This is a genomic window from Hominimerdicola alba 8, from assembly GCF_000178155.2.
Classification (GTDB): domain Bacteria; phylum Bacillota; class Clostridia; order Oscillospirales; family Ruminococcaceae; genus Hominimerdicola; species Hominimerdicola alba_C.
On record NZ_ADKM02000085.1, the window covers coordinates 36,057 to 60,695 of the forward strand.

The window sequence follows — 24,639 nt, forward strand, 5'->3', positions numbered from 1 at the left end:
CAGCAGACCGCTTCTGTGTTCACAGGGGCGGTCTTTTTATGTATATATTGTGTGAATATATTGTTGCAGAAGACTTTTATATATGACCTCCACTCTTTATTTATCAAATATGCTGTAAAGTAAATCTGCTTTTCATCACAAAGAGTGAGTCTGTTGTGACACTTTTGTGACTAATCAACAATACAACTTGTTGGAGTTTGCACGGATGTTAGCGAATGTGCAATATTTCTAAACTGATTATTATTTGATTCTTTTTGTAAGTTTAATCAAAATAATTTATTTTTGTTTGATGAAATTGACGATAAATAATTTAATTAATTGATGGCGGTTGACAAATTAAAGGAATTAATGTATACTTAAGGAGTAATATTAATAAAGATTTTGTGGATAATGACAGTCTATCGACTGTTGTTTTATGGTATATATAAGAATAGTTTCAGGAGAAGATCAATGACTGATAAAGAACTTGCCAGGCTGAAAAGACCTGAGCTTTTAGAGATACTCTATTATATGCGCAGAGAACTTGATGAACTGCGCGAAGAAAATGACAAGCTGAAAAAACGCATCGACCAGCTGACCAACGCAGCTTTCAGCATCGGGCTGAAAGTGGAAACGGCGGAAAGCGAGGCAAGTGATGAGTGACGAAAAGCGCAAAGTACCTGATATACCATCTGCCGAACAGCTAAAACGCGAACTGGAAAGGGTAAGGTATATCAAGAATTTCCGCAGGACGATGCTCAGCACCGTGTCTTCGCTGACAGTTGTGGCGGCGGTGGCGGTCATAGTTTCGGTGCTGTTCCTGCCTGTATTAAGGGTCACGGGCACCAGCATGACCCCTACGATGATGAATGATGAACTGATAATATGCAGCAAGCGTTCTGATTTCAAAAGCGGCGATATCGTTGCGTTCTATCTTAATAACAAGATACTGCTCAAACGTGTTATAGGCGTTGCGGGCGATGTTATCGACATTGACGGCGAGGGCAATGTTTTCGTCAACGGCAGGGAACTTGACGAACCTTACCTCAATGAAAAAGCAAAGGGTGAATGTGATATCGAACTGCCTTATCAGGTACCTGAGAACAGAGTATTCGTCATGGGCGACCACAGAGCAGTTTCCATCGACAGTCGTTCGACTTCGGTTGGCTGCATCGCAGACGAATATATCATCGGCAGGGTGATATTCAGATTGTACCCCTTTGGACGCGCAGGCAGAGTTTAAGCGCGAACAAAATTATGGAAGGGAGTGAGTTTTTTGAACGACATTCAAAGCAGGATACAGCAAATACTTAGAAAATACCGGCTACATAAACGTGCTGCTGCTTTGATCACAGCATTGTCGCTGGTGATGATGCTTGTTGTTTCCTACGCCCGGATACAGCCGGGTGTTGCATTTGGCAGTAACACTGAGGTGTCTGCCTACAAGAATAATGTCAGGCAGCTGATGGCTGCGGGCAGCTTTACGAATCCTTGGTTTGACGAGGTCGTTGGCAGTATCGATGAAGTTGGAGGAGCAGTACAGATCAAAGATGAATATGTCACTTCCTTTGACCCGCTGACATTTACGGCTGTTGATGGTGCAAAAGCCTGTGATGTATCTGTCAATCTGAACTATGTGTTCCCTCCGTCAGCTGTGCTTGATATCATCAACAGTGACAGTCATTGTGTATACTTCAATATCAACACAAATGCAGACAGCGGAATACAGATCCAGCAGAACGGCTTCTCAGGTCCAACGATGGTTTCGGTTGACCCAAACTATCTCGTTGATCCCGACAGTATATGCGGATACTACTCTATATCGAGAGAAGGTCTGATAGTCCTTAGATTTACCGATGACTACATAGATTACCTTAAAGAGAATCCGGGCAGAAATCTCACAGGTATGATAAAGTTCAACGGTAAGGTGGACAGAGCTGACACCGCCGACGGTGACAGAGTTATCGAGATAGCAGGTCAGCAGCTTAAAGTTGAATTCAGCGATGATGTTGCTTCGATGACAAAATACGGCAGTGTCGTAAAAGGCGACGACGGTAAAAAGTATATCGAATGGAACATAACCATAATTAACCCGGACAAGCATCTTGACTTGACAGGTTATACGCTGACTGATATCCTGACAGTAACAGGCGATCAGACGATGACAGACGACACGATGCTTGATAACGATGTTCTTAAACAGTACGGTACTTTTGAAAACGGCGTGTTCACTTTCACGACCACGCCCGATACAGACAACCTCACCTTCACCTACAGGCAGGAAGCACAGAACGGTACCACATCTTCTAACCATGCAGTGCTTAAAGATGATAAAGGCAACACACTCAGTGACCTGACTCCCGAAAAGACCATCGATAACAAGCTGGAGGTCAACAAGTATGATGGAGTTCCCGATTACCATGTTGACGGCGAAACACCGAACGGTGTTATCCACTGGCAGGTAGATGTTACCAACCTCTCTACCGACCCGCTGAGCAATGTCTGTGTGGAAGATGAACTTTTCCCGAGTGACGGCAGTCTGAAAGTCTACAGCTATGACGGCAGTCTTGTTGACTCAAGTCTTTATACTGTTGAAAACGGTAAACTGACATTTACTGAAAGTACTGATATCCCATACAGGGTGACCATCAAGTATGACAGCACTGCCGGACTTGGCGATACGGTGACAAACACCGCAACAGCATCAAGTATCGTTACCGATGGTCCTGAAGAGGGAAGCGATACAGGCACAGCTACTTATCAGGATGAAACATTTGTTGTAAAGCGCGGCGATGGTTTTGACCCCATCACCGAAAAAGTAAAGTGGAAGATAAGAGTTCTTTCCGGAATGCAGTCGGTTACAGTAAATGATAATGGCGGTTATACCATTATCCCTGATGGACAAAGCAAACAGACGGTCAACGGCTTTGAGGTCACCGATCCTGTTTTTGCCAAGATGTCAGATGCCGAGATAGCTGCTATCTCCTACAACGCACATAAAGAGTATAATGGTTACGAGGAAGACAGAAAAGGCGGCAACGAGAGCGCTGTAACTTTCAGCCGAAAAGAGGGTCACCCCGATACTATTATAATACATACCGATCTTGATATAAACGAGGTCGAGATGTACTTCTCGCAGGATGTTACCACAGTTGATAACTTCGATGCCGATAAGTATAATAACGACGAGCAGCAGACGGCAGTTAATACTGCATTGGTCAATGCACCCGGCATAATGGACGGCGAAGGCACAGGCACTCAGCTTTATCAGGCACAGTGTGATGCCAGAAAAGTCTGCAACAATGCCGAAGAAGTTTCGAGTTTTGAACAGATCGACAACAAAGAACTTGAATGGCAGATAGAACTCACCAAACACAACGGTTTCGGTAAAGGTACTAACTTCCTGACAGATACACTCAATGCCAATAACGGCGGTCTGCACTACATTACTCCCGAACAGGCAGCTGCGATAACGCTGAGTACCGCTGACGGGATCGTCAGTGACGATGATTACGATCTGGTGTTCTACACAAGCGCCGAAGATCAGCAAAACGGTACAGGTGTCAGTGCATCTGATCTGACAGGCAATGCAATTGCTTTCAAGATACAGTTCAAGGACAGCATCTCGAAAGAGATCAAGAACATTACTGTTAACTACAATACGACCGCTGATGTGCAGCAGGTCGGAGTGGGTAATGAAAGCACTTTTACCAACTCATATAAGTTCGGAAGCAACGAAGGCACTGTTACAGGCTTTAAGTTTGAGCGTAAAGACCCTAGCAAAGTTGAGCTTATCTATCTGAATGCACGCAAAACGTGGAATGACTCCTACAACGCAGCAGGCTTCCGACCTAAGTCGATAAAGTTCCGCGTTGAGCAGGCACTTGCCGATGAGCACGGTGACCCGCCGACATCAGCTTCTGCATGGAAGACTGTAAAGGGAAAAGCCGATAACTACTTGGAGTCACCAAACGAAATAAGCGGCGAATTCAACCAGTTCTATGACTATGATGTTACCTACGGACTAGGCTATTTCCCACAGTGGAAGGTCAGCGAGGACGGCAGTGTCACAAGATACTATTACAGAATAGTAGAAGAACCTGTTGATAGATACAGCGCTTCATACGAGAACAATGTCATTTATGCAAATGATGACCTTGATACCGGTACAGCATATGTGACCAATACACTTTCAGCAAGCTATTCAAAGTCGGCTATCGACAAGAATGGCAACACAGTAGAAGAAGTCAGAACTTCTGAACTGCCTGTTGCGACTATCAATGTGGGCGGCAATCCAACAAGATGCTACATGATAAGGTGGGGCATAACAGTCAGCAGTGTGGGCGATTATGTCGATACCATACCCGAAGGCATGTATTATGTTGGTTCGGACTGTGAGCTTGAGGAGTATAGGCCAAAGGCGATAACCACATGGAACGGCGAATACCCTGTGCGTTCAAACAACGGTAACTGGAGCGATGCTGAGGTAAACGGAAATACTGTCACCTTTAAAGTGTTCAAAACATCAGAAGACCAGACACCGAATTACTCTGTCAACCGCTTCCGCTACTATACCGCGATACCGGTTGACAGCATAGACGATGTCCTTGTGGACGAAAAGCTGACAAACACTGTTAGAAAGTCGGGCGACACAGGCGCAGGCGTCACCGCCGAAGTCGATGTGGTCAATGACTACCAGCCGAATCAGCTTTCCAAATCGGGCAGAAGTTCTACCGCCATAGCGGGCAGACTTACCTACACACTCGATGTGAACCCCGATGGTGCCAACCTGTCAAATTCAGACACCTACACCATCACCGACCTGCTTACCATAGCACAGTCGAACGCACCCGATATCAGGTTCACACTTACAGATGTCAAGGTCTATCCCGTGATAAACGGCGAAAAGTCAGCCGAGCCTATAAACAATTTCAGGTACAGAGTTGTGTATAATACCGAAGCTGATATCAATACGCCCGTTAACTTCAATTACAGCAATTCAACATATTATACCGAAGACCTGAACGATGAGAAAGTCGTTTTCCGCATCAAGGGTACTGCGGGTCAGGTGCTTAATGACACTCACATCTATACCGAAGACCAATACGGCGGTCAGAACAACAAACTCGACATACAGAACGTTACCATCGGTGCTGACGGTTATGCTGATGTGACCTACACAGTCCCGTCAGGCATCAAGCGCACATGTGTCGGTGTCGGGGGAAATGACTCAGGCAAGGTAAGTGATGTCGAGGTCATAAGCCGCAAGCAGGATGTTGCTGCCAAGATGGAGATAACAGTCCCCGACGGACAGCACTACAAGATAGAGTACATCTATCAGGGCTCAGGCTTTGAAAAGAGCCTTTCGACCAACGTTGTCCTTAACAACACAGCTGAGATACACGCTGACAACGGCAAGGGCTGGGATAAGCAGGACGGTGTCAAAATGAATACTCAGGACACCGATGCTACCAATACTATCCAGAATTACCCCGAAATACACAAGGTCGATGTCAACGACTATAAACTCGACTTAAACGCGACTTTTGTAGCCGCAAAGCTGGTAGACGGTCAGTGGATATACGCAAACGCCGTTGAAACGGTGGGCGTTATCGGTGATGATGATGGTCTGGAAAAACGAGTTTACAGACAGTTCAGGTTCGATGACAGCAGCGTGCTGAAAGAGTCGGACGGCAATTTCCCGACAGCGGCGGCACAGCTGGTATTCGATGACAAGGGCAATGCCACAGCAGGAAGTCCCACAGGCACAGCCTTCAACGTCAACGAGAAAAACAAGACTAAAAGTTATCTGCTCGATGAAGACCGTGTGACAGTACACGATTTCCTGCTCGAACCGAACACAATCTACAAATTCATTGAGGTACAAGCCCCCGCAGGCTACCTGCCCGCACCAACAGGCAATAAGCTCAGTGATTTTGCAGAACACACATTCTACTACAATTACGATGGCGCCGATGACAGCGCACTCCCCGCAGATGTTGACCGCGACCGAGTGATAAGTGTTGTCGCTGACTCCGCCGTCAGGATACCTAACAGCCGTGACATTACGATAAAGGCTGAAAAAACATTCAGCGGCAGCGCTGCACCCTCTGTTTCCACAGTAGTATTTGAACTGCTCGAATCCGAGTCAGGCACGCTGACTGATGCAAAGCCTGTTGCAGGCGGCACAAAAACGCTGAACTACAGCACCGCATCTGCTGATAATACAGCCACATGGGAAGAACTCCCCAGCGGACGAAACGGCACACCGCTCTACTACTTCGTAAGAGAAAAGTCCTACACCATCAACAACGTGACTTATACCTACGACAGTGCATCAGGGCAGTACCTCGACAGCGGCGGCAGTGCAGGACCTTTCAAGCCTGTTTACTCAGGCAACGGCACAAACACAAACAACTCAGTCATCGAAGTCAATAACACCAATGACCTTGTAGTCAGAAAGGTTTGGCTCGATGCAAACGGCGACCCGATCCCCGCTGACAAGATACCTACAGATGTGGGCAGTACCGCTAAAATGGCGGTAAGGTTCGACCTCTTCGGTATAAACAGCAAGGGCGGCAAGGTGAAGATAGAATTGGGCGATGACGCTGTGCTCAACAGCGATAACGCCTATACTTACACTGTTCCTGCCGATAAGCTGGGTGACTTCACAAACTTCGAGATCAGCGAGAAACTAACGAACGAGCAGAAAGCCAAGCTGGGCAGTCATTATAAGTACACCACCAACAAGACTATACAAAACGGTGTCGGTGAACTTGAACTGATAAATCAGGACATGACTCCCGATAAAGTCAAAGCGACAGTCACCAAAAAGTGGCGGCCTGCACCGCAGTCAGACGAAACGGTAAAGGTACAGCTTGTAAAGACCCGCACCGAGCAGACAGGCGAAACGCTCAGAACACTTGACAGCAGTAAGTACACAGTTGTCGAAGAAGAGATAACACTCGACACGACACTGACATATTCCCGCAGTGACCTGCCTTACGCAGATGACGGCGGCAGATGGTACTACTACTTCATCGAAACAAGCACCCACGAGGGCTATACCGCCTTCTACGATGTCACCGATACCGACACCGAGATAAAAACGGATATCACCAACATTCAGGGTGCAAAGATCACTGTTGAGAAACAGTGGGCAGGCGACACCGACCTAACAGACGATGACAAAGCACTTTACATAAAGCCCGTCACCGTCGAACTGTTCAGATCGACCGATAAGAACAGCGGTTATGTCACCACAGGCAGACGCCTTGTGCTTGATGAAGAACATCAGTGGCGCGGCGTATTCAACGGGCTTGAAGAGAAAGACGGAAGCGGCAATACTTACTACTACAGAGTACAGGAAGTTGCTGTAGGCGATGATATCGAGGTATCGGCAGGTGCGACCCGCGCAAACTGCTACACCATAAACTACGATAACAACGACCTCACAGTGAGCGAAGACCGTACAGTTACTATCACCAATACCATCGATACCATCAAGCTAAAGCTGATAAAAGACTGGGCAGATAAGGAGTCGCAGTCACACGACGGCGACAACGTGACCTTAACACTCAGACGCTCAACAGCCGCAGAAGATGCCCCGACAGATCTTGAACCGATAATCGGCGGAGGTGGTGATAATACCGTCACTAAGGAGATCGGTGAGCAGATAAAGGGCTATGCAAGCCACAAGTATCAGATAGGTGACCTTGTAACATCTATCACGCTGACTTTTGGCGACATCATGGCAGATGAGTACGCTACTATTTCAGTAAATTCTGAATATGTCTATTCAAGCATTAAGGTAGGAAATTTCAAGTTCAGTAATGGCAATATAGTCGCGTCAGAAAATGGTTCAATACCTTTTGAGTGCTCCGAGAATACGATAACTATCAATTATCCTTCTCCCACTCTGGTTGACAATATAAGCATCTGGACTGGATTTAACGATCCTAACTACTGGACAGTTGAAAGCATAAGCTACGAGAAGATGACGATCCCCGATAATGCAGAAGTTATTGACGAGATCTTGCCTGAACAAGGTTTAAAGAAGTTTAACCTTAAAGGCAAGTTCGGTTCAGACGTCATCAAAGACGGAAGCATAGTTATATTTGATCTTGAAGGTAAACCAAATGCAACTTTAAAAGCATCACTTGTAGATGACAACTGGGTATACAGGGACAAGATGACTAATTTTGACTCTGACGGTAAGTGTAGGGTAATTTATCAGATAAGTGGTGACATGACTGTAAGTACTCTTGACATCTATGATTATTATGACGATGTCAAAATAAGTCAGGCTACTCTGATACCGCCGACCACAGTTACCCAGTCCAACACAAGATCATCATTCAGCGCACTGAGGGCTAACGATCAGCACATCTACCGCGCAGGCGCACTCAGTCTGCTGGCAGACGGTGAAACCGAGTATCAGAAGAACCTTAAGAGTTTCACCGGGCTGATGAGCGTTCCTGACGGCGAATGGTCACAGGAAGTAACAATTTCTTCCGCAGACAGCTGGCAGGTCATCAAAGACCTTCCAAAGTATTCACCCGATGGTCTGAAATACTACTACTGGGCAGAAGAAACTAAGGTAAACGGCAGAACCGTAGCAGGCTACGTTCCATCGTATAAATTCGATGACGGCGACAACAGCACACAGTTCTGTATAAACAGTGAGAATCTCGGCAAGGGAACTGTCACTGTACTCAATACTCCCACCGAAAACGAGGGCATCATACTCCCCGAAACGGGCGGTGCAGGTACACGCGGCTTGTATATGGCAGGCGGTGCGGCGGCAATGCTTTCAGCGATGGGATACATAAGGTTCAGACGCCGCAGGAAGAGCGAATAACACAACGGCGAAGAATAGTACGAATAACGACCATAGTTCGGGGCGCACGACCCCGCCCCGAGCGCAACTAAAAATTATTATAAAGGAGTTTAATTATGAAAATGACAAAAAGATTAGCAGCAATGGCAGCAGCAATGGTTATGGCAGCAACAATGTGCGCAGGCGGATATATAGCAAGCGCAGCACCCGCAGCAGCAGATACATTTAGTATAACAGTTGACGATAATACTCAGAGCAAATTCAGACTCTATCAGATGCTTACAGGCAGTTTTGGAACAGATGAGGGCGAAAAGGTCATTCTTGATGCCGAAGCAGGCACAAACCTCAAAGGCGAAGTTGATGATTTCATCGATTTTGCTAAGGTAGCAAATAAGGGTACTGATTTCACAGCTTACATCGACGGCGATCCGGTCAAAACACTTTCAGCCGATGATAACACAGCGACAGGTCTTGTTCCCGGTTATTATCTGCTGGTCGAAGAGCAGGGAGAGGGCACGAATGTCAAGAATGCAGCCCTGCTGAAGATCGTTGACGATGACCTCGAAGTAGCTTCAAAGCTTGGTTCGGTTATTTTTGAGAAGAAGGTAAAGGATATAAATGATTCGACTGAAAGTGATATGTCAGAGTGGCAGGACAGTGCTGACCACGATATCGGTGATGAAGTTCCTTTCATGCTAAAGGCTACTCTTCCCGAAAATGTTTCTGAGTACAGCGGCTATTTCCTCCAGTTCTCCGATACTATCAGCCCTGCATTCAATGTAGCAAGTGCAAATGATATTCATGATCTGAAAGTCGGCATAGACAATGATGGAGATGGCGTCGTTGATGATGAGTTCCATGAAAATGAAACAGCAGGCATCAACACAGGTTATGATATTTCTGTATCTGAAAACAGCTTTACCATCACTATCCCAGATGTAAAATATCTTGGCGCTAATAATAATTCTGTCATCGTGGTAAACTATTCTGCAACACTTGGCAGTATCGTGGACGCAGGCAGCACTGATGACAAAGTTAATTACGGCAAAGCAGGCAACCCCAATACTGCTAAAGCTTCCTATTCCAACAACACCGAATTCAAGATGTATGGAGATAATACTCCCGGTGATGGCGATAAGCCTGGTACTCCCGGCGATGAGGATAAAGAAGATACTACCGAAGATAAGGTAATAGTATTCACCTACAAGACAGAAATCACCAAGACCGACAATAATGGTACACCTTTGGACGGCGCAGATTTCACTCTTTATAAGCAGAATGCTGGAGGTGTTTTTGAAGCGGTCAATACAAAGGTAGTTGAACCGTCTGAATCCGATAACTCAATGAACGGACCTGTTTTCTCCTTCTACGGTCTTGATGACGGTATCTACAAACTGGAAGAAACAATTGAACCTGATGGCTATAGAGGTATCGATCCTATAATCTTTGAGGTTACCGCAGAGCACGATAAAAATTCTGATGATCCCAAACTTGAAGATCTTTCTGCAATGATCTATGATTTGGAAAATAAGAAAGCTACCACTGATGAATTCGGTAATGTTAATGTTGAGGACGGTCTTATCACATCTGATGTTGCCAATACTAAGGTTTCCAAACTCCCCGAAACAGGCGGCATGGGTACTAAGCTGTTCGTTATCGGCGGCGGTCTGACAGCAGGCGCAGCAGGCATCTACCTGATAACCAAGAAGAGAACTAAGGACGCTGAGTAATTATAGTGTTCCATATCAGAAAAGTAAAACACAGCTGTAAAAGCTGAATAGTGTCGGCAGGTATCTTTTCCCCCGCTTTAGGGGGAGAAGATACAGCCGTTTCGTAAAAAATACCTGCCGCCTTTCAAAAGGCGGGTCAGGGAAATGTTCGCAGGTGAGAGTATGAAAAAACTAAAAGACCGTCTGACTACGGTGATATTTTCGTTGATATTTCTTGCGGGCGTTTCCGTGATGTTATACCCGACATTTTCCAACTGGTGGAACAGGCACATGGCAAGCCATGCCGTTTCGGATTATAAAGAAGCCGTCACTAAAATGGACGATGAAGAACAGCAGCGCGTACTTCAAGAAGCTCAGGAATATAACGAAAAGCTGTTTGAACTTTACGCCCCTTTTTCCAATTTTGAACAGCTTGACGGCTATGATAAGATACTCGATGTTTCGGGTACAGGTATAATGGGCTATGTTTCGATACCCAATATCAATATCGAACTGCCTATATATCACGGCACATCTGAGGGCGTTCTCCAGATCGCATCAGGACACATACAGGGCAGTTCGTTTCCTGTCGGGGGACTAAACACCCATGCTGTCATATCAGGTCACAGAGGTCTTCCAAGCGCCAGACTGTTCACAGACCTCGATCAGATAGTCGAGGGTGACATGTTCACGATCAATGTGCTTAACGATGTGCTTACCTATGAGGTCGAAAAAATACTTATAATCGAACCCACCGAGATAGATAAGCTGGCAATAATCCCAAATGAGGACGAGGTCACACTTATGACTTGTACTCCCTACGGCATTAACACTCACCGCCTGCTGATACGTGCGCACCGCATAAAGTCGGTGAACGATAAGCGTGTGAAAGTCGGCGCAGATGCTATTCAGGTGGACACCATGACAGTCATACCTATATTTGCCGCGCCGATGGTGCTCGCTCTGCTGATATGGTGGAGCGTTACGGGCAAGCGCAAAAAGCATCATTATATCGACAAATACACAACCCGTGAGTTGTCAGGTGATGACAGCCGCGAGCACTGACAGAACGGAACAGCGCCGTCCTCAGCGGAGTTGTTCCTGTTTTTCGTAAATAAAGTGAAGATTAAGCGCAATAAATTTTTACCCCAAAATTATGATTGGAGGGAGAAGATGCACAAACGAATAGCCGCCGCAGTCGTGACGGCAGTCTGCCTTGTGACAACAGGCTGTGGTCAGAAAAATGACGAGTTCCGCCCGATGATGGGTCTTGAATGGTTCATAACATGTGAAAAAGCCAAGACTGAACTTGATGACTACACTCTCCTTGCAGAACGACAGCGCGATGACCTGACCGTACCCCAGAAAATGCTGGATTACAGCGGCGCATCGCTCTACGACCTTGATTGTGATGTCACCCTCTGTTTCACCGAAAACGGTCTGGTCGGCTTAAATTATCACGATACCGAACGCGCTATGGATTTCCGCAGATGGTTCGACCAACTCGAAAAAGACTATGGTCTGCCCACAGAAGAGGGTACAGGCATGGCTTCGTGGTACGATGACCCGCTTGGAAAAAACACAGCTATCTACCTGTTCAACCTGAAAGAGGGGGTACAGGTGTCATACTACGCCACCGCAGATTCACCCGACAGAACATATGCAAAACAATCAGTTTCGCCCGAACTGAGAACGCCGATAGTTGCTTATGAAGGTGCTGACAGCAGGGAAGTCCCCACCGCAGACTCATCAGTTCATGCAGACGCTTCTGCCGCCGCTGACAGCAGTTCTTCCGATGACTTGCGCGCCGGCGAAGTTTCATCGGTAAATTCCGCTCAGCCGAATGCCGGATCGCAGATAACTTCCTCTGCACCGAATGATGCCGATGTACATGAAAAAACCTCTTCTGACGGCGATATATCTGTATCTTCGCGTGATATAAAAACACCCGATGCTTATTTGCTGAACGGTCTGAAATTCTATGGTGAACCCGATGAAATGCGGAAACTGATGACAGGATATACATTCAAAAACGAATACCGCAACACCGTCGCAGGTCAGCCGTGGGAACTGATAATGGAATACGAGAACGTTGGCTTTATGGACAGAAATTGTGATGCCGTCCTCTGCTTTACCAGTCTGGGTCTTGTGGGCATCAACTACTTCGACCACAGCGGCGGACTCAGTTATTGGGGCGAGATATTTTCAGCTTTCTACGGCACTCCCGATCAGTCCGCTAACGACCGCATCGCTTGGACGAACTCTCCGATCGGCAAAGGAACGATGATCTATATTTTCGACTCTTATGATGGCGTGCAGATATCTTTTTTCGCAGACGATACAGGATCTGAACCGGCATAGAGATCATAGTGTTCCCAAAATCATATTCCAATTAGCATCGTTTGTTTTGCAGTGCAGCTGTACATTATGATGAAATCTGTAAATGCCCGAGATCAGGCTGTTTTAATAAGATAAATGATTTCAGAATGTTGAATATTGTCTGACAGGGAGGCAGTCTTCCGCGTTGTGTTTATGGCTGAGGGTCATGTTATGGGGCAGAATGATCCCAAAAAATTCTTTGAGAACCCTATAGCGATCCGCCTTAAAATTCAGACAAAATCCAGTCAAAAACCCATAAATCCCAGCTTTTGCGACTGGATTATGTGAATTTAAAAAGTTGGATTGCTATAAGAGTCCCGGACTAAAGGAATTTTTGTCAAGGTACTTGTATAATAAAAGTGCAGTTGTCAGTGAAGACGACTGCTTTTTTGTGAATATTTTAAACTGTTTTAAATGGTAGATAATAAATAAATAATACTGAATAATTCGTTTGAAATGCAAATTGTTATGAATTGTGCAAAGCACATAATTACCAATAACCAATTAGTGCATTTAGACCTCATGTGTAAGTTAAAATTTGTAGAATTTAGAGAAATTTCATAATTAATACCTATATGGTACTTGACTGTTAACAAAAAATAGGGTATAATCATAATGGGAGTAAGTAGTGCATTTAAACAATTTTGCACAGGGAACGGAGGGTAAACTATGAGTATTTACGATATCACAGTAAAAGACGCTAAGGGGAATGACGTCTCGTTATCGGAGTACAAGGGCAAAGTTCTGCTTGTGGTAAATACAGCCACCCGTTGCAGTTATACACCGCAGTATAAGGGGCTGCAGATACTTTACAAGCGTTACAAGGACAAGGGATTCGAGATCCTCGATTTCCCATGTAACCAGTTCGCCAACCAGGCGCCTGAATCTGATGATGAGATAGGCAATTTCTGCACTATGAACTATGGCGTAACATTCAGGCGTTTTGCCAAGATCGATGTCAACGGCGAGAACGAGTCACCGCTTTATACCGCACTTAAAGCTAAGCGCGGCGGAGTTCTGGGTAATAACATCAAGTGGAATTTCACTAAATTTCTCGTTAATCGCGAGGGAGAAGTGGTCGAGCGTTTTGCTTCAGCCACAGCCCCCGAAAAGCTGGAGAAAAAGATCGTCGAACTACTGTAGTAAGAGATCTTCAATTTATCCGTTAATAAAACGCGCGGGCAGGTTTCCTGATTGCATCGTTGCTCTGCCCGCGCTTTTTTTCGTGTTATTTATCTAATTTCTAACAGATAAAATGTATACAATGCACATATATCGTCTTCATATGGCAGAACATTTGCTCAATTGTGCAGTTGACAAAATTTGCCGACTATGATATACTAAAACTAGGTTAGTAATAACTAACCTAACAATAAATAAAGGTTCTCATTGTAGTTGTTCTATCCCGAAAACTAGACTGAAAACCGGTAGAATGAGGCGATAAAATGTTGTTGAAAGTAATAGAAGGCATTGCTATACCTTTTGTAGGTACTTCGCTTGGCGCGGCATGTGTGTTTTTTATGAAAAAAGAACTGGATCAGATGGTCCAGCGCGCCCTCACAGGCTTTGCGGCAGGCGTAATGACAGCCGCTTCTGTCTGGAGTTTGCTTATCCCCGCAATTGACCAGTCTGAAAAATTGGGCAAACTGGCATTCCTGCCCGCCGCTATCGGCTTTATGGTCGGCATCTTCTTCCTGTTGGCTCTCGACCGCCTGATACCCCACCTCCACATGGATACCGATAAACCGGAAGGTCCAAAAAGCAAACTCCAGCGCACCACGATGCTTGTTCTCGCTGTTACCCTCCACAATCTCCCCGAAGGCATGGCTGTCGGTGTCGTATACGCAGGTCTTCTCTACGGCGGCGGAAATATCACTGCCGCAGGCGCTCTGGCACTGGCGCTGGGCATTGCTATCCAGAATTTCCCTGAGGGCGCAATAATCTCCATGCCCCTCAAAGCTGAGGGCGTAAGCCGCAGTAAAGCGTTCGGCGCAGGCGTGCTTTCAGGCGCAGTCGAACCTGTGGGCGCTGTACTCGTGATATTTGCGGCGGGCATACTTGTGCCGATAATGCCATATCTGCTGAGTTTTGCGGCAGGCGCAATGATATATGTCGTGGTAGAAGAACTTATCCCGGAAATGTCAGCAGGTGAACACTCAAACATTGGTACAATAATGTTCGCATGTGGTTTCACGATCATGATGATACTTGATGTCGCACTTGGTTGATGCGCAGTTGACAACCCTCCCGTAAAATGATATAATTATAAATGACAGCATTTTAAACCGACCGCTCGCAGATATTACGATGATCGTATCTTTGAGCGTGTTTTGAATGATATGCTGTTTACTATGTGTTGGCAGATATGACATCTGACAAAATTTCCGCGAGGTGTCAACTATGGAACAGAAGATAAACTATCAGCGCAAGCTGGACGAAATAATAAAAAAACTCGACCCATCCGCACCACCGCCGAAGCTGCTTCTGCACAGCTGTTGTGCTCCATGCTCTTCATATGTGCTGGAGTATCTTTCGCAGTATTTCGATATCACTGTGTTCTATTATAACCCTAATATATACCCTCCCGAAGAATACGCCCACCGCGTTGATGAATTACAGCGCCTTATCCGTGAGATGCCCATGACCCATCCTGTCAGGTTTGTAGAACGCGGCTATGACCCGCAGGAATTTTATGATGCAGTCAGAGGTCTTGAGTCTGTTACCGAAGGTGGTGAGCGCTGTTTCGCCTGCTACCGTCTGCGCCTTGAACGCACAGCACAGCTTGCCGCAGAACTCGGCGCCGACTATTTTACCACTACGCTTTCGATCTCTCCATACAAGAATTCAGCAAAGCTCAACGAGATAGCCGAAGAACTTGGAAGTGTCTACTCCCTTGCCGCTCTGCCATCAGATTTTAAAAAGCGCAACGGATATAAGCGCTCGATCGAATTGTCACATGAATACGGGCTTTACCGTCAGGATTATTGTGGTTGTGTATTCTCAAAGCGAGAGAGGGAAGCCGCTGATAAATGAAAAAGTAAACGCATGTTCAGAGCCGCTGAACATGCGTTTTTTGTATGACTTATTCTTTTCCCTGCCAGTTCTGCCTGAAATAATTTTCACGGAACTGTTTCGGTGTGAAGCCTGTGTGTTTCTTGAAACAGGCTATGAAATGGCTGTGCGAACTGAATCCCATGTAGTTTCCGATATCCAGCGGAGCATAATCAGAGAATTTCAGCATGTTCTCAGCTGCCTGAATTCGGCGCGACATTATGTAATCCGAGATGGTCACGCCCACCTCCTGCTTGAACAGCTTCGACAAGTACTGTGGTGTAAGTCCCAGCTTGTCAGCCAGTTCCTGAACACGTATACCGTTGTAAATGTTGTCATAGATAAGGTCAAGGCACATCAGTACATGTTTTGAGTATGCGTTGCCCGAATTGACCTTCTGCATGCGTTTACAGTACTCAACAAATACCTCGCGGTGTATCATTGAAAGCTGTTCCTCAGTCGTGCTGACATCAAGGCGGTTTATAAAAATGTCGCTTATGGTGTAGCTGGTTTCGGTCGGCAGACCCTTTTCGATACAGAACCTTGCTATCAGCGCAATGGTTATGATAAGATGGTACTTCATGTTGCGTACAGGGTCCATACTCAGCTTGCCATAACCCTCAACAGCCAGCGGAGTATATAATTCCTCAACCCTTTCGAGGTTGCCTGACGCCACCGCCGAGTAGAATTCCAACTCTTTTTCGTAAGGCGAATGTGTTTCGCCCGTTTCCTGCTGCATAAATTCTCTGTGTGAAAGTTCCTTGTTGATACCCATGAAGAGCACCTCCTTCACGGTAGTAGTTCGGTTGTTCGCATTATACCACATTTTGTCCTCCTTGTCAAGATTTGTTAAAATCTATCCTCGTTCTGTTCATATTGTACGTTGACTTTCAAATGAGTGCCGAACATCTGCCCGACAAACCGAAGCCGTCATTTACCTATAAAAAATATGATATTCCGATCGATCTTCTGTCATATCCGTATTTTGCTATGTTCAAAACTGCTTTTACGATCACTTTTTTTATGAAGCGCTGACATATCTGCCGATTTTAGTTTCATAAAATATCTCTTAATACGAAACGGCGGACATTTCTGCCCGCCGCCTCGTAAAACCGGAATATAAAAATGAAGGATATTATAGCGTGTGTAAAACTCTCTCCTGTTTAACGCAGAACAGCGTGTGCTATTCAGTTTCCTTATATAGCAGTTCCACTGCCATTTCTTCGCCCCTCCGCCGACAGAACACATCTCCGACGCAAGCGCCAAAGACGGTTCGTCAGACTTGGGACTTAGGATTATAAAAATGAAGGATATAGCGTGTTTATGATCTCTTCAGTCATTATTTTGATCAGCCCTGAGTCTGCTCCTGTGCTTCCTTTATCAGGTAGTCAAGAGCCTTTTCGTTCTCAGCAACTATAGAAGTCCATGTGTTGGCTTCAGCAGGGTGCATAGTTCCCTTGATGATGCCGTCGGTCAGACTTGAAAGGTCGGTGGAAACGCCCTGTGCGAACTCAAATACAGGATGCTCAGCGGCACGAGCATAGATCTCGTCGCGCATTTCCAGCATCTCGTCAGTCCAACCATAGTCATTCTTGTACTGGTCGAGTGTGATCTGGTGAGCCGCAGCATCAGTTTCGGCATAGCGTGTGCAGTCGAGCCATGCGGCAACGCCCTCAGGGTTCTTTGCATTCTTTACAATGCAGAAACCGTGTATTCTTGATGGAACATACATCGCGTCAGTGTCCTTAGCGCAAGGTACAGGTACAAACATTACCTCACCCTTAGAAAGGTCACCATAAGGTGCGGTAACGCTGGGTGCGTCTTCAATAGCCCACAGACCTATCGGATAGAACAGTGTTTCGCCCGAAGCGATACCTGTGCCGAATACATCGCCTCTTACCTTCCAGTCATGCAGATGCTTGGGGTATACGACTTCATTCTTCTGTAGATTGTACATCATGTTCTGTGCCTTAGCTATCTCAGGCGAACCAATGTTGTTGACGATCCCGCCGTTTTCCATGCCTACCAGAGGCTTGCCCGAAGACTCGGTCAGCGCGTTTTCGTAGTACCAGCCGTCCATTGCCCACTTGTCATTTTCGGCGTCGGTGAATTCTACGCACATCTCAGAGAATGTATCCCAGTTCCACTCGCCGTTCCAGTAAAGTTCAGCCGGGTCATCAAAACCGTTGTCCTCAATGACATTCTTGTTGTAGATCCATATATAGCTGGGGTCAACGCGGGATACTGCCACATAATGATCGCCCTTGTAAACGAACTGGTCGTTTGCAGACTTCATATCTGCCCACAGGGGAGAATCAAAGTCGATGTAATCGTCAATAGGCTCGATCATGCTCTTGATAGCGCCCTTAGGGAAAACATCCATGTCGTCAGCACCGATGAAGTCAGGCGAATTACCTGCCATTATCAGCTTTGCCAGATCATCGAATTTGGTATCCCATGTGGTCTGTATATAGTTGATCTTGCCATTGTACTTTGTCTGGAACAGTGCCAGATCAACACCGATCTCCTTGTCAGCAGATGCAGTTGGATTAATGTCATAGAACGAGAACCAGTCGATCTCATTGCTGGCAAGTTCCCTGACATCAGTCATTTCATCAGCCAGACGGTTAACTATGTCCTGCTGGCTTTCTTCCAGCTTCTTTTCGGGCATGCTCTCAGCAGAATTTGCGTTGCCCGTTGAATCCCCACTATCATTGCCTGCACCACAGGCTGCCATACCAAGTGCGAGTGCCAGTGCAAACAGACCCGCAGCAGTCATCTTAAGTTTTCTCATGATGATATCCCTCCGTATATGCCCCAATAAATATTACCTTCAAGACCCTATATCTGGTTATCCCGCTGACACGCCCCACCGTGATCTCATGTGGTGTGCTGGGAGGATAACGATCATATCATAAGCTATAATTGCTCATATGATATAATTAAAATAGTATATCTTTTCGGCATAACTTTTACTAAAACATTATGCCGATTTTTTACGGTGTCCTCCTCTTCCGCCTGTGCGGAAGAGGGGATATACCGTCGATAAATATTTCAGTCAGAAATTATTTGTCAGAGATCAGTTTTTCTTCCTGGAAACTACAGCGCCTGCGCCTGCCAGTGCCAGCAGACCGAATACTGTACCTGCAGCTGCACCGGTGTTGGAGTTGTTATTTTCGGTAGCATCGCTTGCGGCAGATGAAGCAGAAGCTGTTGTTGTGGTGGTAGTGGTGGTCTTGCCTGTAGTTGTGGTGTTTGAAGCCTTGCTGTCAGCCTTTGAATCTTCTGCCTTGCTGTCAGTTTTGGAATCATCAGCCTTAGACTCTGTCTTTGAGTCATCTGCCTTGCTCTCAGCAGCGCTTTCAGCCTTGCTCTCTTCTTTAGCAGTAGGTGCGCCGAAGTCGATGGTCATGGAGAGTGTACCGCCCTTGAAAGCGCCCTCCTGATCCCAGCCTGCAACTTCAGGGCTTGCGGGAACTGTTACATCGCCTGTTTCCTCGTCAACCTCATCAACAGGTCTGATGTGGATACGGAAACCGCCTTCCTTATCGAGTGTTGCTTCGGTTATAGAGTTTACAGAGTCAAGAATGATCTCTTCGCCGTCATTGGTAACGAACTTGGCATCGGAAATCGTAACATCATAAGGATAGCTGTCCTCAGGCAGATTGAGTATCATAACGCCCATATCGCCCAGAGTACCCTTGCCTTCCATAGTAGTATCGGTCAGTACCTCACTGATCTTGTAAGACAGTTCTATCTTGCCTTCGTCGTTTATGCCAAACCAGTCACTCTGGTTCCACTTCCACTTCTGGCTCATGTAGAAGCCCATTGCACCTACACTGTACCAGCCGTCGTTCTTGTCAGTTTCAGTTTTGCTGGGATATACAACATCACTCAGCTTAGTAGCAGATGCGCTTACTGCCATCATGGTTGCTGCGATAACTGCTGCGGAAAGACCAGCAAAAATTCTTTTTGCCTTCATGCTCAATTCCTCCATATTTCATATTAGGACTTCCTTGCCCTTCGTCTGACATAAATATATCACATATGTTAGAATTTTTATATCATAAATATAATTTATATATTCAAAACATAATCGAAGTGTAATCGTTTCCATTCTAACTGCACAAAATGTTGAATTTTTTTCATTTTTATAGCAATCCAACTTTTTAAATTCACAAAATCCAGTCGCAAAAGCTGGGATCTATGGGTTTTGTGACTGGATCTTGTCTGAATTTTAAGGCGGATTGCTATAGTTCATTCAGTATATCTGATGGGATGGTTCGGTTGTCAAAAACAGGAATATGATCCGTGCAGCATCGTTTTCATAAAACGCCTGTGAGTTTTTTGACATTGCATATAAATAGTGATATAATTGTAATTGATATTGCGAGGTGATATTCTATGAGCATACGCACTAAAGGAAGACGCAGGATAATAGTTGATGGGCAGACATATATATGGTATATTGCTTTGGACGATGACTCGCCGTACAATATACTGCACATTGCGTCAGACGATAAATATTACATTCTGGCTTGCCCCCTTAAGACTGAAAAAGAATATGTTATAAGCAATGGCAGGTCATTTCAGGCTGTTGAAACTAACGGGCGCTGGAACAGATATCTTCTGCCTTTTCATATCCCTGAGAGCATCACTCCGAAATTTGTTGAACAGCTGATAATATGGGCGACACATGGTACAGATGCGGTGACTGTAAGCGGCAGTGATGTTCCTGTATAAAAATGCCTTTGACAGCACGATAAGGCACAGGAGCATAGATGTTATTGTTTGAAAATTGTGCTGAGGTGTTTTTTGACAGTGGGATAACGCTAAGAAAAGGACACTGCGATGTTTCTTGACATTCAGGTGTGGGCGTGTTAAAATCATCATATATAATGAAAGAGGTGCGATATGGATATTAATTACATACATGAGCCGACTGACTTGCAGTGCGGTCAGGCGGTGCTGGCGATGGTGCTGGGGCTTCCTGTGGGGCAGGTAGCGGAGGAACTTGATAATTTCCGTGAAACGGATCTTAAGGAGATGAAGGGCTATCTGCGCTCACATGGGGCGTGGGTATCGGATCAGAGAGTGTCTTTTATCAATAAAGAAGAACTTCCGCCGCTTTGCATGCTTAGTCTGGAAACACCGCGATGCTGGCACTGGTCGCTTTACTGTGAAGGTGTGTTTTATGACCCCGAACATGGAGTGATGACCGATCTGCCTGAGGTGGCGAGGCGGTATTACTGGGAGATACGTATTAATAGTAAGTGACATTGATCTCGTGACGTTCAGCGATCACAGCCACAAAGATCACAATGCCTGCGAGGGCTGAATGTAGAAATTGATAAGTCGTTTACTATAGCATAGATGACCCGAAATATATCTGAAAAAATTTTTAGCTTGTGAAATCAAGCGTTCTTCTGCTTCGTATTATAGGTGAAGATCTTCAAAAACTGCGGGAGGTGGTAAAGGTGTTATTCAGTATCGATGAGGTCGTGGATAGGTATGCGGATCATGTTTATCGCGCTGCTTATTCTTATCTGGGTTCACAGGCAGAAGCCGAAGATGTTGTCAGTGATGTGCTGATGAAATATTTTTCGATCTGCGAAGAACTGGATATCAAAAGTGCAGAGCATCTGAAAGCATGGCTTCTGCGTACTGCTATCAACAGATGCAAAGACATCGTCCGTTCAGCGAGATGGAAAAGATCTGCCGAATTGACAGATACTCACAGGGCTGAGTTTTGTTGGTCTGAAAAGGAACTTGATGTGAAAGAAGCCCTTGACAGTCTTGACGAAAAGTATCGCGCGGTCGTTTGCCTTTACTACTACGAGGAGTACAAAACAGATGAGATAGCAAAGATCCTCAGTCTGCCGAAAGGCACTGTTGTGTCACGGCTGGACAGGGCGCGTAAACGCCTGAGGGTGTTGCTGGCAGACTATGGAGAGGAGTTTTAAGTATGGGCGACATAAATAATATGTACGACAGGATCTCGCTTAGTGATGCCAAGAAATCTGAACTTAAGGCTATGCTTAAAAAGAACTTTCCGCAGTATGCCGATAACATAAGCGGCGAAACGGAGGTCATCACTATGGAAAACAAGGAAATAACGAGCAGAAGCGGACAGGCAAGGGTGCGCAGCAGGTGGTTAACAGGCGGAGTTGCTGCGGCAGCTGCAATAGTTATGGTTGCGGGGATAGGCTTTGCACATAATGCGTTTAAGACAAGCGCTCCGAATTCAGGTATGAAAACTGAAAATGTTGCAGATAAAGACACGACTTCTGCTGAAGATGGATCGGCGGATAATGTCGGTACGGCGGTTGTCCCTGATGTAGCAGGCATGGATATCACTGAGGCGGAACAAGCTGTGAAACTTGCAGGTTTCATCAATGTCAGGTGTGTTGAGAAGTACGACGAGCACATTTACGGTGAGGTGCTTTACACCAGTTTTGCAGAAGGTGAGAAGTTACCTAAGGATCATGAGATAACGTTATACTATTCCAACGGTGATATGCCGTTCAGTGCATCTGATCTGGATAATAATATGATCGGTCTGGATGTTGAAGATGCGACTGCGCTTGCCGAGAAGTTTGGTTACACAGTGATCATGAAACGTTACAACAATTCCCCCGAAGATATCGTATATCAAGCAAATATGGAAAAGACCGATCATACAGTGACTTTGGATGCCGGAGAAGTCGTAGCAGGTGAAGAAGGTAATATATCAGCTTACTCGACGGGGCTGCCTGAAAACGCTGAAGAAGGTGACATCATACGCTGTCTTATAGATGATGAGGTAAATGGCGAGATGACTGTTTCATACGGTGATATCAAACGAGGAGTGTTTACAATAATGATAGGTACTGATCTTAATAGATGTGACGGAAAAACATTTACATTAAGACTTATCAGCCAAGACGGAAGCACCGAAGACTTTTTTGTGAGAGATCTTCCATCGTATTCTTCTCCGGAAGACGCTGAGTTTTCAGGAGAAGAAGGAAATGAAATTAATATTTTTGCCGGTATGGATAAAGATGTTTTAGCCGATGTGCATGGTGACACCATCAGGGTCGTGCATGGCGATGATGTGCTTGCCGAAAGGAAAATAACAGAAGAAGAGGCTTTAAATGGATATTGGAATATCGCTGTTAAAGGTTATGGTCATAAACTGCTGAGCGTACAACTGGCAGATGACAGCGGTAATGTGACTGAACTCAGAACAATAGTAGCGAATTTTAATACACTGAACTATATGGATATCAATGATATTATCGCATAGACCAAATTCCTACGGAATATTAAAATGAAAAAGCCTCCTGCTATAAACGACCTTATCAAGTCAATAGCAGGAGGCTTTTATGCTCAATGATGCCCGAAATGAGGTGCAGTCGGGCGGAATGGCAGAAATACAGCCCCTTGTCACATGACGAGGGGCTGAGTTTGTTTTATCATTTGCAGAGAGCGTCTGCAAGTTCGTTGAGTTTGGCTTCGCTTTCTATGTCAAGGGAAGACTTGATGGTCACCACAGGCTCAACAAGGTTGATATCCTTGAACTTCTCGACATAGCTTTTCATTACGCGGGCTGCGCTGGGTGCCCATGAACCGTTCTCCACCATTGCTATAGTGCGGTTGCGGTAGGTCTTGTCACGCAGGTGCATGAGGAACTCTTCCATAACGGGGAACACACCGCCGTCATAGCTTGATGCCATCAGTACCAGTCTGTCATAGCGGAATGCGTCCTCAACGCTCTCAGCCCAGTCTTCACGGGCAAGGTCTGCAAGAACGACCTTTTCTGCGCCGCGTTCTTCAAGCATGGTGCAGAATTTCTCTGCGGCAGTCAGGGTGTTGCCGTGAATAGATGCACATGCAACGAAGATGCCCTTTTCTTCGGGCTGGTAACTCGACCATGTGTTATAAAGGTCAAGATAATAGCTGAGGTTCTCGGTCAGCATAGGACCATGCAGAGGGAGTATCATCTTGATATCCAGTGCGGAAGCCTTCTTGAGGACTGCCTGCACCTGTGCGCCGTACTTGCCGACAATGTTGAAATAGTATCTTCTTGCCTCGCAAGCCCAGTCTTCATCGGTATCCAGTGTGCCGAATTTGCCGAAAGCATCAGCTGAGAAGAATGCCTTTTCACTCTCTTCGTAAGTCATCATTACCTCAGGCCAGTGTACCATAGGGGTCATAAAGAACTTAAGTGTATGGCTGCCAAGTTCAAGTGTATCGCCCTCTTTAACGGTAATAAAGTTGAAACTCAGACCAGGAATGTGGAAGAACTGACCCAGCAGAGTAAGGGTCTTGGCGTTGCCTACAACTTTCATGTCGGGATATTCAGCCATGAGTGCGGCTACGTTTGCAGAATGGTCAGGCTCGACATGCTGAACAACGAGATAATCAACAGCCCTGCCGTTAAGTGCTTTTTTCAGGTTTGCGAACCACTGATCACGTACACGGCGGTCAGCTGTATCCATAACGCATACCTTGTTGTCCAGTATAACGTATGAATTGTAAGCCATGCCGTTCGGGACGATGTACTGGTTCTCGAAAAGATCGAGGTCCTTGTCATCGGCGCCGATATAGATAATATTGTCAGAAAAATCAGTATTAGCCATAATTTTATAACCTCCTAAATTAGTATAAAATATTATAGCATATTACAGTAAAAAAGTCAAT

General features: G+C 45.7%; 17 protein-coding genes. 13 read left to right on the forward strand and 4 right to left on the reverse strand.

Annotation, left to right across the window (positions count from 1 at the left end; translation table 11 throughout):
* The first annotated feature begins 450 nt into the window (after positions 1 to 450).
* From CUS_RS09235 to CUS_RS09275, 9 genes are all read left to right on the forward strand, one after another.
* Entirely contained in the window at positions 451 to 642 is a 192-nt protein-coding gene (locus CUS_RS09235; protein ID WP_002850038.1) for a hypothetical protein, read from the forward strand.
* On the forward strand, positions 635 to 1,222 hold the full coding sequence (gene lepB, locus CUS_RS09240) for a signal peptidase I (protein ID WP_002849974.1): 588 nt from the start codon (positions 635 to 637) through the stop codon (positions 1,220 to 1,222). The genes CUS_RS09235 and lepB overlap by 8 nt, the downstream gene beginning before the upstream one ends.
* Positions 1,223 to 1,255: 33 nt before the next feature.
* Positions 1,256 to 8,839, forward strand: coding sequence for a Cna B-type domain-containing protein (locus CUS_RS09245; RefSeq protein WP_037276980.1), 7,584 nt, complete (start codon positions 1,256 to 1,258; stop codon positions 8,837 to 8,839).
* 95 nt (positions 8,840 to 8,934) lie between these two features.
* Positions 8,935 to 10,548: an isopeptide-forming domain-containing fimbrial protein gene (locus CUS_RS09250; protein WP_002849928.1), complete on the forward strand. Its 1,614-nt coding sequence runs from the start codon at positions 8,935 to 8,937 to the stop codon at positions 10,546 to 10,548.
* 162 nt (positions 10,549 to 10,710) lie between these two features.
* Positions 10,711 to 11,592: a class C sortase gene (locus tag CUS_RS09255; RefSeq protein WP_037276992.1), complete on the forward strand. Its 882-nt coding sequence runs from the start codon at positions 10,711 to 10,713 to the stop codon at positions 11,590 to 11,592.
* Between the two features lie 108 nt (positions 11,593 to 11,700).
* Entirely contained in the window at positions 11,701 to 12,888 is a 1,188-nt protein-coding gene (locus tag CUS_RS09260) for a hypothetical protein (RefSeq protein ID WP_002849879.1), read from the forward strand.
* A gap of 687 nt (positions 12,889 to 13,575) precedes the next feature.
* Positions 13,576 to 14,049, forward strand: coding sequence for a glutathione peroxidase (locus CUS_RS09265; protein WP_002850002.1), 474 nt, complete (start codon positions 13,576 to 13,578; stop codon positions 14,047 to 14,049).
* Positions 14,050 to 14,351: 302 nt separating this feature from the next.
* A complete protein-coding gene (locus tag CUS_RS09270) occupies positions 14,352 to 15,134 on the forward strand; it encodes a ZIP family metal transporter (protein ID WP_002849912.1) in 783 nt (260 codons plus the stop codon).
* Between the two features lie 172 nt (positions 15,135 to 15,306).
* Entirely contained in the window at positions 15,307 to 15,939 is a 633-nt protein-coding gene (locus CUS_RS09275) for an epoxyqueuosine reductase QueH (protein ID WP_002849906.1), read from the forward strand.
* 49 nt (positions 15,940 to 15,988) lie between these two features.
* Here the strand turns inward: CUS_RS09275 and CUS_RS20655 are convergent, their stop codons facing one another.
* From CUS_RS20655 to CUS_RS09290, 3 genes are all read right to left on the reverse strand, one after another.
* On the reverse strand, positions 15,989 to 16,783 hold the full coding sequence (locus CUS_RS20655; RefSeq protein ID WP_100084568.1) for a helix-turn-helix domain-containing protein: 795 nt from the start codon (positions 16,781 to 16,783) through the stop codon (positions 15,989 to 15,991).
* Positions 16,784 to 17,305: 522 nt separating this feature from the next.
* Entirely contained in the window at positions 17,306 to 18,751 is a 1,446-nt protein-coding gene (locus tag CUS_RS09285; RefSeq protein WP_002850034.1) for an ABC transporter substrate-binding protein, read from the reverse strand.
* 285 nt (positions 18,752 to 19,036) lie between these two features.
* Entirely contained in the window at positions 19,037 to 19,939 is a 903-nt protein-coding gene (locus CUS_RS09290) for an NPXTG-anchored protein (protein WP_002849978.1), read from the reverse strand.
* Between the two features lie 422 nt (positions 19,940 to 20,361).
* On the opposite strand from CUS_RS09290, the gene CUS_RS09295 reads away from it, so the two are divergent.
* The 4 genes from CUS_RS09295 to CUS_RS09310 all read left to right on the forward strand — a co-directional run bounded on the left by CUS_RS09295 (position 20,362) and on the right by CUS_RS09310 (position 23,242).
* On the forward strand, positions 20,362 to 20,700 hold the full coding sequence (locus CUS_RS09295; RefSeq protein ID WP_002849982.1) for a hypothetical protein: 339 nt from the start codon (positions 20,362 to 20,364) through the stop codon (positions 20,698 to 20,700).
* A gap of 171 nt (positions 20,701 to 20,871) precedes the next feature.
* Complete coding sequence (locus tag CUS_RS09300) at positions 20,872 to 21,234, forward strand: hypothetical protein (RefSeq protein WP_002850041.1); 363 nt, start codon at positions 20,872 to 20,874, stop codon at positions 21,232 to 21,234.
* Positions 21,235 to 21,434: 200 nt separating this feature from the next.
* Complete coding sequence (locus tag CUS_RS09305) at positions 21,435 to 21,920, forward strand: RNA polymerase sigma factor (RefSeq protein ID WP_002849908.1); 486 nt, start codon at positions 21,435 to 21,437, stop codon at positions 21,918 to 21,920.
* Between the two features lie 2 nt (positions 21,921 to 21,922).
* On the forward strand, positions 21,923 to 23,242 hold the full coding sequence (locus tag CUS_RS09310) for a PASTA domain-containing protein (RefSeq protein WP_002850059.1): 1,320 nt from the start codon (positions 21,923 to 21,925) through the stop codon (positions 23,240 to 23,242).
* A gap of 169 nt (positions 23,243 to 23,411) precedes the next feature.
* Here the strand turns inward: CUS_RS09310 and CUS_RS09315 are convergent, their stop codons facing one another.
* Positions 23,412 to 24,578, reverse strand: coding sequence for an FprA family A-type flavoprotein (locus CUS_RS09315; protein WP_002850010.1), 1,167 nt, complete (start codon positions 24,576 to 24,578; stop codon positions 23,412 to 23,414).
* Between the last annotated feature and the right edge of the window lie 61 nt (positions 24,579 to 24,639).